General features: G+C 37.2%; 20 protein-coding genes. All 20 read left to right on the forward strand.

Translation table 11 applies throughout. The features are described 5' to 3' along the window. Positions 1–117: 117 nt before the first annotated feature. The 20 genes from H1230_RS06815 (at position 118) to H1230_RS06905 (ending at position 13,648) form a co-directional block, all read left to right on the forward strand. Positions 118–513, forward strand: a complete 396-nt coding sequence (locus H1230_RS06815) for a YxiJ-like family protein (RefSeq protein WP_239714775.1) — start codon at positions 118–120, stop codon at positions 511–513. Positions 514–671: 158 nt separating this feature from the next. Beyond that, positions 672–1,094: a hypothetical protein gene (locus H1230_RS06820; protein ID WP_239714776.1), complete on the forward strand. Its 423-nt coding sequence runs from the start codon at positions 672–674 to the stop codon at positions 1,092–1,094. 243 nt (positions 1,095–1,337) lie between these two features. Further along, positions 1,338–1,607 (forward strand): hypothetical protein, encoded by a 270-nt coding sequence (locus tag H1230_RS06825; protein ID WP_239714777.1) that lies wholly within the window; start codon positions 1,338–1,340, stop codon positions 1,605–1,607. Further along, entirely contained in the window at positions 1,607–2,254 is a 648-nt protein-coding gene (locus H1230_RS06830) for an NHL repeat-containing protein (RefSeq protein ID WP_239714778.1), read from the forward strand. Before H1230_RS06825 ends, H1230_RS06830 begins: the two co-directional genes overlap by 1 nt. A gap of 159 nt (positions 2,255–2,413) precedes the next feature. Continuing rightward, positions 2,414–2,911: a DUF2199 domain-containing protein gene (locus H1230_RS06835; protein ID WP_239714779.1), complete on the forward strand. Its 498-nt coding sequence runs from the start codon at positions 2,414–2,416 to the stop codon at positions 2,909–2,911. A gap of 904 nt (positions 2,912–3,815) precedes the next feature. After that, positions 3,816–4,322, forward strand: a complete 507-nt coding sequence (locus H1230_RS06840) for an HIT family protein (protein WP_239714780.1) — start codon at positions 3,816–3,818, stop codon at positions 4,320–4,322. A gap of 265 nt (positions 4,323–4,587) precedes the next feature. Beyond that, positions 4,588–4,827, forward strand: a complete 240-nt coding sequence (locus H1230_RS06845) for a DUF3977 family protein (RefSeq protein ID WP_239714781.1) — start codon at positions 4,588–4,590, stop codon at positions 4,825–4,827. Between the two features lie 301 nt (positions 4,828–5,128). Then, on the forward strand, positions 5,129–6,028 hold the full coding sequence (locus H1230_RS06850; protein WP_239714782.1) for an ATP-grasp domain-containing protein: 900 nt from the start codon (positions 5,129–5,131) through the stop codon (positions 6,026–6,028). Positions 6,029–6,209: 181 nt separating this feature from the next. After that, positions 6,210–6,668: a hypothetical protein gene (locus H1230_RS06855; protein ID WP_239714783.1), complete on the forward strand. Its 459-nt coding sequence runs from the start codon at positions 6,210–6,212 to the stop codon at positions 6,666–6,668. A gap of 212 nt (positions 6,669–6,880) precedes the next feature. Further along, on the forward strand, positions 6,881–7,375 hold the full coding sequence (locus tag H1230_RS06860; RefSeq protein WP_239714784.1) for a CHAP domain-containing protein: 495 nt from the start codon (positions 6,881–6,883) through the stop codon (positions 7,373–7,375). A 164-nt stretch (positions 7,376–7,539) separates the two neighbouring features. Next, entirely contained in the window at positions 7,540–8,004 is a 465-nt protein-coding gene (locus tag H1230_RS06865; RefSeq protein WP_239714785.1) for an Imm50 family immunity protein, read from the forward strand. Then, the gene (locus H1230_RS06870; RefSeq protein WP_239714786.1) at positions 7,991–8,248 is read left to right on the forward strand and encodes a hypothetical protein; all 258 of its coding nucleotides are present in this window, start codon (positions 7,991–7,993) and stop codon (positions 8,246–8,248) included. The genes H1230_RS06865 and H1230_RS06870 overlap by 14 nt, the downstream gene beginning before the upstream one ends. Positions 8,249–8,273: 25 nt before the next feature. Further along, positions 8,274–8,813, forward strand: coding sequence for a HEAT repeat domain-containing protein (locus H1230_RS06875; RefSeq protein ID WP_239714787.1), 540 nt, complete (start codon positions 8,274–8,276; stop codon positions 8,811–8,813). Between the two features lie 453 nt (positions 8,814–9,266). After that, positions 9,267–9,539, forward strand: coding sequence for a hypothetical protein (locus H1230_RS06880; protein ID WP_239714788.1), 273 nt, complete (start codon positions 9,267–9,269; stop codon positions 9,537–9,539). Positions 9,540–9,922: 383 nt separating this feature from the next. Beyond that, complete coding sequence (locus H1230_RS31370) at positions 9,923–10,051, forward strand: hypothetical protein (RefSeq protein ID WP_275591145.1); 129 nt, start codon at positions 9,923–9,925, stop codon at positions 10,049–10,051. A 36-nt stretch (positions 10,052–10,087) separates the two neighbouring features. Further along, a complete protein-coding gene (locus tag H1230_RS06885) occupies positions 10,088–10,504 on the forward strand; it encodes a Type 1 glutamine amidotransferase-like domain-containing protein (protein ID WP_275591244.1) in 417 nt (138 codons plus the stop codon). Positions 10,505–11,132: 628 nt separating this feature from the next. Beyond that, complete coding sequence (locus H1230_RS06890) at positions 11,133–11,627, forward strand: SF0329 family protein (protein ID WP_239714790.1); 495 nt, start codon at positions 11,133–11,135, stop codon at positions 11,625–11,627. A gap of 215 nt (positions 11,628–11,842) precedes the next feature. After that, the gene (locus H1230_RS06895) at positions 11,843–12,289 is read left to right on the forward strand and encodes an oxidoreductase (RefSeq protein WP_239714791.1); all 447 of its coding nucleotides are present in this window, start codon (positions 11,843–11,845) and stop codon (positions 12,287–12,289) included. A 253-nt stretch (positions 12,290–12,542) separates the two neighbouring features. After that, positions 12,543–12,860 (forward strand): hypothetical protein, encoded by a 318-nt coding sequence (locus tag H1230_RS06900; RefSeq protein WP_239714792.1) that lies wholly within the window; start codon positions 12,543–12,545, stop codon positions 12,858–12,860. Between the two features lie 299 nt (positions 12,861–13,159). Continuing rightward, a complete protein-coding gene (locus H1230_RS06905; protein WP_239714793.1) occupies positions 13,160–13,648 on the forward strand; it encodes a GNAT family N-acetyltransferase in 489 nt (162 codons plus the stop codon). Positions 13,649–13,709 lie beyond the last annotated feature (61 nt).

Consider the following 13,709-nt stretch of genomic DNA (forward strand, 5'->3'; position numbering starts at 1 on the left):
GCACCAAACCGCTTCGCGGCCGCCCTTCGTGCTTAAGGTGCAGGGCCGTCGCGAATACAAGAACGTTATCTGAAATAACACAAATCGAAAAAACACAATCCAAATTGAGGTGAAATTTTGAAAGAATTGATAGAAGAGATTAAACAGATCTATTCTGTTGAAACGAGTAACCCATTTCCTTACGAAGATTTTAGGCAACTTCAATCTGATTTTGCAAAGGATTTTAAGAAGAACGTTCCCAATGAGATAATTAATGCTGATTTTAGTACTTATATGATGTTTATTTATGGGCTTTCAACTGGTGGAATTATAAAGAAACTCGAAGATCCCTTAGAACGTTATAAGACGAAGGAATGGCTGAATAAATCGTTTTTTGAATGGTTTCCTAAATACAGATTTTTAGAAGCATATGATTTCTCGATTTATAAGGAATTGTATAAGGAATGGAAAGTCATAGAAAAACTTAGATTAAAGCTTATTGAATTAATTAAACATAGGGAAAGTCATAAATAATATTGCAGGTAATTTAGGAAGTGTGTACTTCAGATAACACGATATTCGCGCTGCGGGCCATACGGCCCTTGATCTGCCAGAAGTATTTTCAAAGAAGTGAAATCAGGCAGATACGTCCATTCCCCTAAGATAAGAGCTATCTAAGGGGAATGGACGTCGTGAATACAAGAACGTTATCTGAAACATCCGCAAAGACTAATAGAAATAATAAAGACTATAAAGACTATAAAGACACAGATAAAATCCTAAAAATTAGGAAGTGGTATTCAGTGAAGAAAATAGCGGTAGTTAGTTTGTATTTTTTGAGCGAGGAAGAGGGCGGTCAAAAAAGATTAATTACTGGAGATTTCTCAACACCCATTGTTTTTGACTCAGATAAGGATTTGAAATATGGACTTTGGAGTGCGGTAGTTGAGTTACGTATTAAGCCTAATGAATATAGAAATACCAAGGCCGATCTATATTTTTTATGTCATGACTCAAGTGAAGTGCCGAATCATTTATTAGAACCTGGAAATAGCTTTTCTTTAAGGACTAATAAGCTAATAGCTAAAGGGAAGATAGAATATATAAAAGATTGATGTATCAATAGGGAAGAAAACACTTTGAAAGTGAATTCGAAGAAGTGGAATCAGCAGACAACGCTGCACTGGCTAAGTCCATCGGACCCGGGGCTGGCGCCCCTTAAGCCAGTGAGGGTTCGTGAATACAACAACGTTATGCGTAACTTCCGAAAAACGTATATAAACATATAGAACACCGAAAAAGGAATACTTGGGTGAAGAATAGAGAATATACCAACGGCACTTAAGAACAGGAAGAACATGCCGGGGCGAGAACTCGAAGAGGCGACAGCCAACGGCACTTTTTTTCGAGGTAATACAAAGAAGTCGGAAGCAACGTATAACAACGTATCCACGCTGCGGGCCGTTTGGCCCTTGGTCTGCGGAAGAAAATTCGGGGAAGAGGAATCAGGCAGACGACCTTTCGAGGCTAGGTGGCTACGCCACCCGGCAGTAAGCTGCCTTAAGCCTCTCGGCTTCGTAGATACAAGAACGTTAGGCGAAACTGAGCTTAAGGAAGAAGGAATATAATGCGGCTAATACAAAGAAAAGGCTGGGGACTATTCGAGGATGAAGAAGAGGTTTATTTTCATCTAATGGGTAAAAAAGGTGAAGATCTCGGTTACGCTAAGTGGTCCAATTCACAGGTGAATACTATCTCTAAAGAAGATTACTTTCATCATAAGTATGGTCCATACTATGTTGAAATTATGAATTACTTTCAGGACACAATAACTAATTCATGCAGGTCATTAGATGGCTCCGTCTATGTATCACACTATCAAGAATCAGACATCCATAAGTTTGATAGTAACGGAAATCTAGAATTTATCCATCAAGATATGTTTGATACAGTCTACGGTTTTACTGTTTCTGAGGATCTGATATGGGTTGCGTACCCAACAAGGAATACTATAAAGTGTTATAACCTTAAAACATATAAAGAACTATATTCTGTAGGAGACATTGAAGGAACCTTATTTAACTTACCTGAAAGCATATACTTTTACGATGAACTTCTTTATGTCTGTGATATGTGGAATCGACGAATATGTACTATAGATCCGAAGAGTAAAGTAATAAGTACGTATAAAGTATTTAGAGAACCGGTATGGGAATATATAAGATTTAATAACTATGAGATCGTAAGATTGAAGTCAGGAATATTTCGGGTATAACTGTTCGCATCGCCTAACAATATATTCACGCTGAGCCGCTTACGCTCCTTAGTCTGCTGGAAGTTAAGTCGAAAATGTTGAGGCTGGCAGACTACCCTACGGGTTCGTGAATACAAGAACGTTATAAGAAATCGGAATATATAAAGACAGGTGCATAACATGAAATGCTCGCACTGCAATGAAGAAATCGGAGAATTATCATTATTTTTTGGTAGTAAGACTCCATATCATTATCTAGTTCTTGATGAAGCTGCAAGACAAAATAGATGCGAGATTAATAAAGACTTGTGTGTAATAGACCAGAACCAATACTTTATTAGAGGGGACTTAGAGATTCCAATCTTGGGAACAGGTGATATTTTTATTTGGAGCGTTTGGTCTTCAATTAGTGAGTGTAATTTTACGAGGGTTAATGATCTATGGAATTCAACGGCGAGACAAAATGAATCAGCATACTTTGGTTGGTTTTCAACTCAACTTCCGATCTATCCAAATACACTTAATTTGAAATGTGAAGTTCAAACAAGAGAAGTAGGAGTATGTCCAAAGATATTATTAGAATCTACAGATCACCCACTAGCAATTGAACAAAGGAAAAGAATAACTATGGAAAGAGTACATGAAATAAATCACTTAATAGGACATGAAACGAAGTGACCTTTATGTGGGTATTTCAGGAAGTCGCCGACATCTTATAACAATGTGTTCACGCTTCGGCGGACAAGCCGCCTCGGTCCCGGAAGATAAGTCTTAGAAGTGATTGCCAGAACACATCCGCACCACCTAAGCGCGTCGGGGCCGCTCACTAACGTTCGCTTAAGGTGGTCCGACGTCGTGAACACGGGAACGTTATCTGAAAGATTGACAATAGCTTAAAAAAAGAAAATTTGAGGAGGATTATCATTTCAGTTGAAATCCAACATATCGAGATATCCAACAATGGCTTTTATGAAACGTATGAATTAGCTCTTAATGATGAAGTGTTAAATCAAGAAGATCACGTTAGTATTGAACTCACAATTCATGATGAACATATCTTATGCATTAAAGAGAATTATTTTGATGCTCTTCTAGAATTAAGATCAAAACTAGAACCAAAAGGAAAGCAAATACTATGTAATGGGCAGGTCTAAATATATATCCTTCTACAATGCAGTTATCAATGGGTTATGGAGAACAAGCTTACAAAATGTATAAAGGCAAACCAGCAAAGTTAACTGATGTAATTAACATTTTTGATCGAGATAAGGACATTGATTTTGTAGACATTAAGAGACAGAAGAAATTCTACGATGAATGGTTAAAGAGCTTATAGATTAAGAGAGTTTTGTAAGTATCTCGGAGAAGTGTCAATCCTTCAGATAACACCATATTCACGCTTCGGGGCATTCGCCCCTCGGTCCGGCAGAAGTTAGAAGTGGATTCAGCGAGGTATTTCAATAGCAAGAAAGCATATTCAGGCGGACACACCCCCACCACCTTAAGGTGGTGGGGCGTCGTGAATACAAGAATGTTAGATGAAATTACGAAGCAATTTTTTTATAAAACCAGGAGGTGAATTATGCCAAGACATATTACATTGGCAGACGGAAGATCACTAGAAGTCGAATGCTTAAGTTGCGCTTTAACAAGTGGATTAATCACACCAACGGGTGGAACGATTTATGAGAGTACCAATTTTCATGTACATCAAGATGTTGCTTACCCAATTAGAGGTCTAATGATACTAGCCTCGAAAAGACATTTTTACTGTATGGATGAGTTAACGGCGGAAGAACAAATTGAATATATTACATTAATACATAAGATAAGGAAAGAACAAAGGACATTATTGGGAATCGATAAAGTGTATTACTTTTATAATGAAGATACAACACATCATTTTCATTTGTGGATGGTTCCAAGATATGAATGGATGTATCAATTTGGTAGTTCAGTTGAATCACTAAGACCCGTTTTGTTGCATGCAAGAAATAATATGAATGATGAAGAAAATATGAGAAGCGTGATTGAAGGAATTGAAATATTACGAGATGGACTAATGGATTTTGCAAGTAATTCAAGGTAACTTCATCTAACAAAACATTCCTGCATCGTCGCGTTCGCTCCTCGGTCGCCAAGGTGAGTTTCAGAGTAGTGAATTCAGGTGACACATTCAATCAGCTAAGTCTAACGAACCGTTCTCTTCGGTCACTTAAGCAGCTTGAACGTCAGGAATGCGCATACGTTAGGTGAAACTCTTGCATGATTTATGAACCCATAAGAACAGACAAATAATTTAAAACATAAAAGATGTGAATAAACTGAGGGTTGGATTCAAGGAGAGAATAAATTTGAAGAAATATGTCGAGGTAGGATATGGGAATAAGTGGTTTATCCGTACCGAAATTGAATATCCCGATGGAACAGAAATTGAAGTCAAAGGGATCGACAAACCCATTAAATTACAATCAATTTATTTGAGGGTATGGTTAGGTTACAAAGTTTTTATACTTGATCTGAAATCAGGGTTACAAGTACAAACAAAAACCAGAAAATGCACTAAATTTATTCTCGGTTTCTCAGGGATTTGAGGCAACTACTAAAAGAAGGGTATATATAGTACAGAAACTAATAAAGAATGGAATGCAAGAGCGGATTTTTGAATGTCATTTCAGAGAAGGAACACGCATCACCTAACAACGAATTCACGTTGCGACCAGCTGATGCCGACCTTGGTCCACCCGAGGAATTTCGAGGAAGCGGAGTCAGGCGGATACATTCAACCGGCTATGTGGCAGAGCCACCGGGATTAACGGCCTTAAGCCGCTTGAACGTCGTGAATACCCAAACGTTAGCTGAAACTTCTGCAAGATTAAAAAAGGAGTGAGTATAATGATTATTCTTTTTTGTAATGACCCATTAAATGAAAAGCGTGTAGATGTTGATTATGAAAAAGAGTATCTTACTGCAAAGAAAATAGGCTTTTCTGTTGCACTTATATCTTTAGAAGAATTACTTTCTGGTAGTGTTGACAAAGCCACAAAACGAGTAGAAATAAAAAGTACTTTAGAAACTGCAATTTATCGAGGATGGATGATGAAGCCCTCATTTTACAGAATGTTATATAATGGGTTACTTGAAAAGAATGTAAAGTTAATTAATTCCCCAGAGGATTATGAATCTTGTCATTACTTCCCCAATTCATATGAGATCATTAGCGAACATACTCCTAGGAGTTTATGCTTAGAAATTAATGATGTTTGTGAGGGCACAATCTATAATATATTAAATGAATTTGGCAGTAAAGCTATCATCATTAAAGACTATGTGAAATCTCGTAAGCACGAGTGGGAAGAAGCATGTTATATCCCAGATTCTTCAAACAAAACTCATGCTGAAAGAGTCATTCAAAATTTCATTAGCAGGCAAGGGGAAGATTTATGTGGCGGGTTAGTATTTCGAGAATTTATTCCACTTAAGAAGATAACTAACCATCCAATTAGCGGTATGCCATTAGCTGAAGAATATAGATTGTTCTTCTTGAATAATAAGCTTCTGATCAATTTTGAGTACTGGGACGAAGCTATTTATGATAGAGAAGATCAACCAAATCTTGATATATTTATTGATCTGGCAGAAAGAATCAACAGTGCTTTTTTTACAATGGATATAGCTAAGACTGAACAAGGTAGCTGGTGTGTTATAGAAGTTGGCGATGGACAAGTATCTGGTTTGCCGGATAAAACTAATATGGAAGAATTTTATAAAGCAATTAAAGATGTTGAAGGGTAATTTGTTGAAGGCAGAAGCATCAGCTAACAGCGCATTCAACGCACACATCCCACCGCCTAACTGCCGCAAGCGGCAACCGGCAACCGGCTCCTGGCGGAGCCTTAAGGCACTGGGACGTCGTGAATGCAGAAATGTTAGGTGAAATGACCGAGTACTATATTCAAATAAGGATGACACAGGGATGCAAAATGATGAGATTCTGAAGCCAGGAATAACTGGATTCACAAGATATCCTGATAAATTTGATGAGCAAGATTATAAAGAATTCGAGATGTATCTTTATCATGCATTAAGGTTGAAAAGAGGAAAAGTAATAAGTAAAGAATTATTGGTCAACAACAAGAGTTTTTTTACATACCTAATTAAGATAAATCAAAACCAATATTACTTATTGTTAAATTCAACCTATCCGTTATTAGCATTCGCCACAAATGTTGATTATTCTGGTATTGAGTTCATTGATCCAATTGACTTATTTGATACTAACTTGTTAAGTCCATACAAAATACTGAGAAAAGAATTATTAAATAAGCTAATAAACATGAGTGAAATAAAAAGGTTAAGAGACTATGAGATAAAGAATATAAGATATTGGAATCCGGGAACAATCGGAGAAGTTATATTCAATTACTGGGATTGACGGTTGAATCGAAGAAGTAAGTCACTTCACATAACACCATATTCGTGCTAAGGGCCATTCGGCCTTGATCTGTCAGAAGTATTAACGAGGAAGATCAATCGGATAGATACACTGTTCCCCTAAGATAAGAGCTATCTAAGGGGAATAGACGTCGCGAATATCATAACGTTATGTAAAATTATCGCAAATGAAAAAAAATGGAGGGAGAATCGGTGAAGAGAAGAAAGCTTCTAGTTGAAATTGCTGAAAGACTAGCTTCAAAACCATTGATAGGCAATGAAGATAAGTATGGCCCAGATTTGGAACCAATTCTTTGTTACTTTCCCAGAGAGAACCCTAATATAGGATTCGATTGGTGTGCTGCATTCGTGTACCATTGTTGTTCTGAAGCAGGTGTGAAATTACCTGTTCGATATCCTGAACCAGTCACACGAAATTTCGCATGGGTGGAAGCTTGGTTAGAATGGGGACAATTAAATGGCTTTTATCATCATATAAGTGATCAGTCATTCGTCCCTATTGAAGGGGATCTTATAATATTTGACAACATTGTAGGTAACGGGCCGAATGATCATATCGGAATAGTATTGAGAACAGAACAGGATAAGATAATAACAGCAGAAGGGAATTACTATAACAAATCTGGAATATTTCAAAGAAATCGAGACCAAGTAAATGGATATATAAGAATCGACGAGATGTATTAGTGTATTCATAGGTGGCGATAACATCACATAACAATGTGTTCACGTATCGGCGGACAAGCCGCCTCAGTCTCGGAAGTAAAGTCGAAGAAGTGATTGCAGGGATACATTCATTAACCTAACCGCATTGCGGCCGGACCTAAAGGTCCTTAAGGTGAATGGACGTCGTGAACACGGAAACGTTAGGTGACATTGCTCAAATACATTTTCCAAGGAGCCAAACTACCATGTGGGCTGATGAGCTTGATGAACATCAACAAATATTTCTTGAGTCTTTATTTGATACTGTTCCACAATTAAATAGTGTCAGCATTATAGAATTAAAAATTGAATATGGTGATAGTGTTTCAATAAGATTCGATTTACCTGAATATGCAGAAAATCCACCTCAAAAATGGACGAGTCAGGGATACAATACAGTTCAAATTCAATTGGATTTTTCTGAAGTGATAAATATCGATATTCAATTAAATAGAAGTTCAAATATCAATAAACTGATAAATAATATTGAAATTTATAAAGATAAAGAAGAGATAATTAATATTAAACTTGATGGGTCCTTTAAGGGGATTATTACAGCAAAGTATGGATTCATTCAATCAATTCAGGGATATATAAATGAAATTAACTAGATCATTGTGGTATTTCAAAGAAGGAGCAACGTCACATAACATCATTTTCACGCTTCGGGCCATGCGGCCCTCGGTCCGGCAGAAGTTAGAAGTGATTCGAAGGGGCATTTCTGGAGCAAAGAAGCATATTCAACCGGACACATCCGCACCGACTAACCGCATCGCGGCCGGCGACTTCATCGCCTTAAGTCGGTGGGACGTCGTGAATACCATAACGTTATGTGAAATGCGGAAGGACAAATAAATAATGATAGTTCAAAGGAGGAAAAATGTTTATTGACTTGTTTAGCAGACTCAACATCATTTTACCTGATGCACTATTTGAAGAATTAGAATCTCATTATATTAAGCAAAAAGAACAACCATTTTTATTAAGACTCATGGAATCAGTAGAGATAACTGAAACAGTTCAATTTATGTCTAATATAGAAGTTTATCATGGCATTATTCCATTATGGACTGATAATAACTCAAATTACATTGGTATTAATATTCAAGGTGTTTGTAAATACAGGATAAGTTATTTGAATCACGAAGAAACCAATCTATCTCCAGGTTTTAGAAGCATAAAATCATTTACTACACAAATTGAACAACATCCCAATTTTGATTGGGATGAATTAAAGAAAGACTACCCTACCGAAATTGAGACTAACAATAATAACATTATTGAAGACTTGAATTGTATTAATGAGTTAAATAATTTTATTAGGGCCAATTTGCTAAATACTGAAATCCGATGTCAATTTGTTTTTTCCATCATGGCATTAACACCAAGGACACATCTGGATACATTAGTTAAATATTAGATGATGAAGATATGTATGTTCAAGAAAGAGCATGTGAGATCTTAGGGTTTCACAGATACATTCCTGCTAGAGAAAAGTTGATCGAGGTATCCACAAACGGGATGCATAATGGGAAATTAGCTGCTAAAAGAGCATTGGCAAGAATAAGAGAGAAGTTAAAATGAAATATTTGAATGGTTATTTTATGTAGTCCGCAGTTCACATAACACCATTTTCACGCCTTGAGCCATTCGGCTCTCGGTCCAGCAGAAGTTAGTAGCGGATTCAGGAGGCAATTAGCAGCAGCAGGGAAGCGGAATCAGCCAGGCACATCCCACTACCTAACCGTATCGAGGCCAGTCGATTCGCTCCTTTAAGGTGGTAGGACGTCGTGAATACCAAAACGTTATAAGAAATCCCCGAAACAATTAATCGAACAATGAATTTCCAATGACAAAATCAAAGAGGTATGAAATGACTAAGCGAAACAAGCTTATTTTAAGAACAATAATTGCCTTGATAAGCATCGTAGTTATCGTTACGCTAAGATATATTTTTTTAGCAAATTTGAACCTAAGCTATGAAGGAACAACTCAAAGAAACGATAAATTTACACCTGAGTATACTTGGATAGAGATTACTTCTGAAAGTCAAAAACAATATTATCTGGATGAATATCCATTGAAACTTCCCATTATAGATTTTAATAAGAATTATATGATTATTTCTAAATATAAAAATTTATAAAGCGTATTATACAAAGCACGAATGTATATGTAAAGGAGCACCAGAGGGCTTGGCCATTTTTAATTATTTTTCCTCACAGAAAAATTACTACATATATAGAATACCCAAAATATTAATAAGTCAAGGAATCGGATAAACAATCAGGAGATATATAGGAAATCCTTCGAAATCGGGGACATCTTATAACACAGTATTCACGCTGCGGTCCTAACGGCCCTCGGTCTGCAGAGGATTTTCGAAGAAGAGGAATCAGCAGACAACCCTGCACTGGTTAAGTCCGTCGGACCCGGCAGCTGGTGCTGCCTTTTGCCAGTGAGGGTTCGTGAATACAACAACGTTATACGTAATTACGGAAATCTTATGTATTGAGGGGGGAATCAATTATGCCAATTCTCTTAAATTCTAATGGCTTGTACCATGCAGACGGGGTAGCTCTTATTAATGACATTATTCAAACGCTAAAGATTGAGAAGAAGGCTTGTATTATTACAACTGCTGACAAAGATTATTAAGGAAAAAATTATCATGCTGTAAGAACGAAGATTCTACTGGAGAGTTTGGGAGTCCAGGTCGATTTTTTGGACGTAGAATTTGAGGATGCCGAGCGTCTAACTGAGTATAAATTGATCTATTTGAATGGAGGCAACCCCTTTTATTTAATGTATCACTTAAGGAGTTCAAAGGCTGACCAGATTATATATAAGTTAAGAGATCAAGGACATTTAATAGTGGGTCAAAGCGCGGGAGCAGCAGTACTTGGGCAGTCCCTGGAGCATGCTAATGTACTTCATCCGGATTGGAATGAAATTCAACTAGAAGACTTAACAGGAATAGGTATAGTGAGTGGAAGTGTTCTTCCACATAGCAATCGATATAGAGGACAAGAAAGTATTTTAAAGAAGTATGATGAAGAGAAATCGTATAAACTTATTCGAATAGAAGATGGGAACTGCTTAGTACTGTAAGTATTTCAAGGAGACCGTAACTACGTATAACAATGTATTCACGCTGCGGAGCCTGAAAGCTCCTTGGATTGCCAGAAGGTAGGAAGCAAGGAAGCGAAGCCAGGCAATCAACCTCTGCGAGCCTAAGTCTACGACCCGTTCGCTAGGCTCACTTAAGGCTCTCGGGTTCGTGAATACAGGAACGTTATCTGTAATCGGGGCAAGCGAATAGATCAGATTTAAGCCGCTACCATTTTATAGTAGGAGTAATATATTTTTTAAAAGTGACATTGACTTGAGTAAGGCGGAAACTACAATCCTGTTGAAGACCTAAGAGCGATTGAAGGCCTAAGAGCGTTTGAAGACCGAAGAGCGACTAGAAGAGCGAAAACACGTTGGAAGAACAGAGAATTTGAAGGTAATTCAAGGATGTCCCCGACTACACATAACAATGTATTCACGCTTCGGGGCCAGCGGCCCCTCGGTCCGCCAGATGGATTTCGGAGAAGTTGATTCAGGCGGACACACCTGCGAGGCTAAGTCCTGTCGGACCCGGTCGCTACGCGACCTTAAGCCTCTCGGGTTCGTAAATACGGGAACGTTATACGAAATGCAAATAAACACGATTTTTTGAAAGGATAATTCATAGATGAAGTGGTCAAAGCTAAGAGTGAATTTAAAGAGTTTCATTATACCAGAACTAAGAGATAGAATTGACTTTCATCTAACTTGTTATCACGATGCTCATGATAATTATGGGGAAGTTTGGGTTACAGTTGATGGTGAGAAGATATTCGGAGGCGGATATTATCATTGGTATGTAACGCCACTGCTACCTGAATTATTGAGTACATTTGAGATCCAACACGGCTTTCAAGGAGATTTTTATAAAGCGAAAATTGAGAACAAAAATGTTGAAGAGATAATGAATTTGGGAATACATGAAACAAGTCATATAACAGATAATTTATTCAACTATTTGAACACACCATTTGAAGAGTGTATTAATTCAAATAATCCAATCTATAAAGCTTTCTCAATAATCGATCGAAGGCTTGGGAAACGAAGATTCAAAAACATTCAAATTGAAGATCCCGCACATCCCCTAGTAAGTGCGTTATATAAATTAAGATCAGAAGTGTAAAGCGATTTGAACGCTATTTCTAGAGGATTTGCACTTCGCATAACAACATATTCGCGCTGCGGGCCATTCGGCTCTTGATCTGCCAGAAGGATATTCGAGGAAGAGGATTCAGGTAGATACATCCATTCCCCTAAGATAAGAGCTATCTAAGGGGAATGGACGTCGCGAATACACCAACGTTAGGTGAAATCCCTGCAAGAAATTTAGGAGGAAAAATGAAAACCATCAATCACTTACAAACTAAGTCTTCAAGTCGATATAATGATTTTGATCCTGAACAAGATGGAAATAAAAACACTAAATTTGCTGATCTAATAATTGATGGAAATTCGCTTTATCAAATACTTAAGAAGTATGATATGGTTCCATCTCTTGGTTGGGGCAGTAATAAGTATCAAAGGCAAATGATTGATTACTTTTTACTCAGACAAACACATCCATATTTGTACTACAGATATCCAATTTTAGTCTGTCCTTGGTGCGGAGATGAAGAGTGTGGTTTTATTTCAGTTTTTATCGAGAGAAAAGAAGACGTAATTATATGGCAAGATTTTAAATTAGAACCCGATAATAAACCTATCAATATAGGACCTTTTTATTTTAAATGGGTAGACTATGAAAGAGTAATAAATGATACATTCGGGAGCGCAGGGATTCAATAACAATTTGCAAAGCATTTCGAAGAAGGCGGGGACATCACCTAATACAGTATTCACGCTGCGGGCCATATGGCCCTTAGTCTGCGGAGGATTTTCGAGGAAGCGAACGCAGGAGACAACCCTGCACTGGCTAAGTACATCGGACCCGGGGGTTATGCCCCTTAAGCCAGTGAGGGTTCGTGAATACAACAACGTTATGTAAAATTCTCCATGAAATACATTAAAATACAAAGCTTAATTACTCGAGGTGATTCTAATGACAGACTTTCATGTTAATCTTAATTTTCTTGAACCATGGGAAGAAGACAATAATTTATTCTTTGTTAATGAACTAGAAAATGAAGTTGTCGATGATCATGAATTATCAGGAATAAGATTAAAGACAATTGCAAGAAGAATGGATCAAGATGATTTCTTGTTTCAATTAATTGAGGAACCAAATAAATATGTTGAAGTGCATTTGACATGGACTAAAGAAAGTAGCAAAAATTATCCAAGATATAAGTTTTTCAGTACGTTTCAAGAATGGATAAATAATAGAATGATACCAGATAATTTTGAATATAAGGACTGAAATAATAGACAATATGATTGTAATTCGATGAAGCGGAGAACTTCACATAACAACATATTCACGCATCGGGCCATTCGGCCCTCGGTCCGGCAGGAGTTAGATGCGGAATTGGGGATGTAATACGCAGTAGCGAGGAAGCATATTCAGCCGGATACATCCCTCAATCTAACCGCATCGCGGCGCCCTTCGTGCTTAAGGTGAGGGACGTCGTGAATACGGGAACGTTAGAGGATACAACAACGTTAGGCAAAACCACTAGAGGATAAAAAATATTAACCTAATGAATTGAGGAACTTATAATGACTACATATATTATTCGATCAATAACTGAACAAGACATAACGTTTTTATGGGAGATGTTGTTTGAATCAATTTATACCCCTGAAGGTCAAGAACCAGCGAGTAGAGATATTATTAATAATCCTTCCATCTCTAAATATGTTAAGGACTGGGGACGTGATGGAGATATGGGTTATATTGCAGTGAACGACTTGGGACAGTCATTAGGTTCAATTACAATACGATATTTTAATAAAGATAATAAAGGCTATGGATATGTAAATGATGAAACACCAGAATTAGGGATGGCTATACGAACTGAATATAGGGGGAGAGGTATTGGAACAGAATTATTAAAAACCCTATTGGAACAAGCGAAAATGGAAGCGATTAATACATTATCATTAAGTGTAGATCCTAACAATCCTGCAATCAAACTATATAAACGTTTTGGATTTAAAGAAGTAGGAATGGAAGGAACTTCTATAACGATGATAGTAAACTTATAATACATGTTAGGGTAATTCATCGTGGCATCGCCTAACAATGTATTCACGCGCGGAACTAACG

Origin of the sequence: Paenibacillus sp. 19GGS1-52 (assembly GCF_022369515.1) — a bacterium.
Taxonomy (GTDB): Bacteria; Bacillota; Bacilli; order Paenibacillales; family Paenibacillaceae; genus Paenibacillus_AQ.

Excerpts from the sequence above, each read along its gene's own strand:
- H1230_RS06825 (WP_239714777.1), top strand. The coding sequence starts at position 1,338 with ATGCCGGGGCGAGAACTCGAAGAGGCGACAGCCAACGGCACTTTTTTT.
- H1230_RS06830 (WP_239714778.1), top strand. The coding sequence starts at position 1,607 with ATGCGGCTAATACAAAGAAAAGGCTGGGGACTATTCGAGGATGAAGAA.
- H1230_RS06835 (WP_239714779.1), top strand. The coding sequence starts at position 2,414 with ATGAAATGCTCGCACTGCAATGAAGAAATCGGAGAATTATCATTATTT.
- H1230_RS06840 (WP_239714780.1), top strand. The coding sequence starts at position 3,816 with ATGCCAAGACATATTACATTGGCAGACGGAAGATCACTAGAAGTCGAA.
- H1230_RS06850 (WP_239714782.1), top strand. The coding sequence starts at position 5,129 with ATGATTATTCTTTTTTGTAATGACCCATTAAATGAAAAGCGTGTAGAT.
- H1230_RS06855 (WP_239714783.1), top strand. The coding sequence starts at position 6,210 with ATGCAAAATGATGAGATTCTGAAGCCAGGAATAACTGGATTCACAAGA.
- H1230_RS06870 (WP_239714786.1), top strand. The coding sequence starts at position 7,991 with ATGAAATTAACTAGATCATTGTGGTATTTCAAAGAAGGAGCAACGTCA.
- H1230_RS06875 (WP_239714787.1), top strand. The coding sequence starts at position 8,274 with ATGTTTATTGACTTGTTTAGCAGACTCAACATCATTTTACCTGATGCA.
- H1230_RS06880 (WP_239714788.1), top strand. The coding sequence starts at position 9,267 with ATGACTAAGCGAAACAAGCTTATTTTAAGAACAATAATTGCCTTGATA.
- H1230_RS31370 (WP_275591145.1), top strand. The coding sequence starts at position 9,923 with ATGCCAATTCTCTTAAATTCTAATGGCTTGTACCATGCAGACGGGGTA.
- H1230_RS06890 (WP_239714790.1), top strand. The coding sequence starts at position 11,133 with ATGAAGTGGTCAAAGCTAAGAGTGAATTTAAAGAGTTTCATTATACCA.
- H1230_RS06895 (WP_239714791.1), top strand. The coding sequence starts at position 11,843 with ATGAAAACCATCAATCACTTACAAACTAAGTCTTCAAGTCGATATAAT.
- H1230_RS06900 (WP_239714792.1), top strand. The coding sequence starts at position 12,543 with ATGACAGACTTTCATGTTAATCTTAATTTTCTTGAACCATGGGAAGAA.
- H1230_RS06905 (WP_239714793.1), top strand. The coding sequence starts at position 13,160 with ATGACTACATATATTATTCGATCAATAACTGAACAAGACATAACGTTT.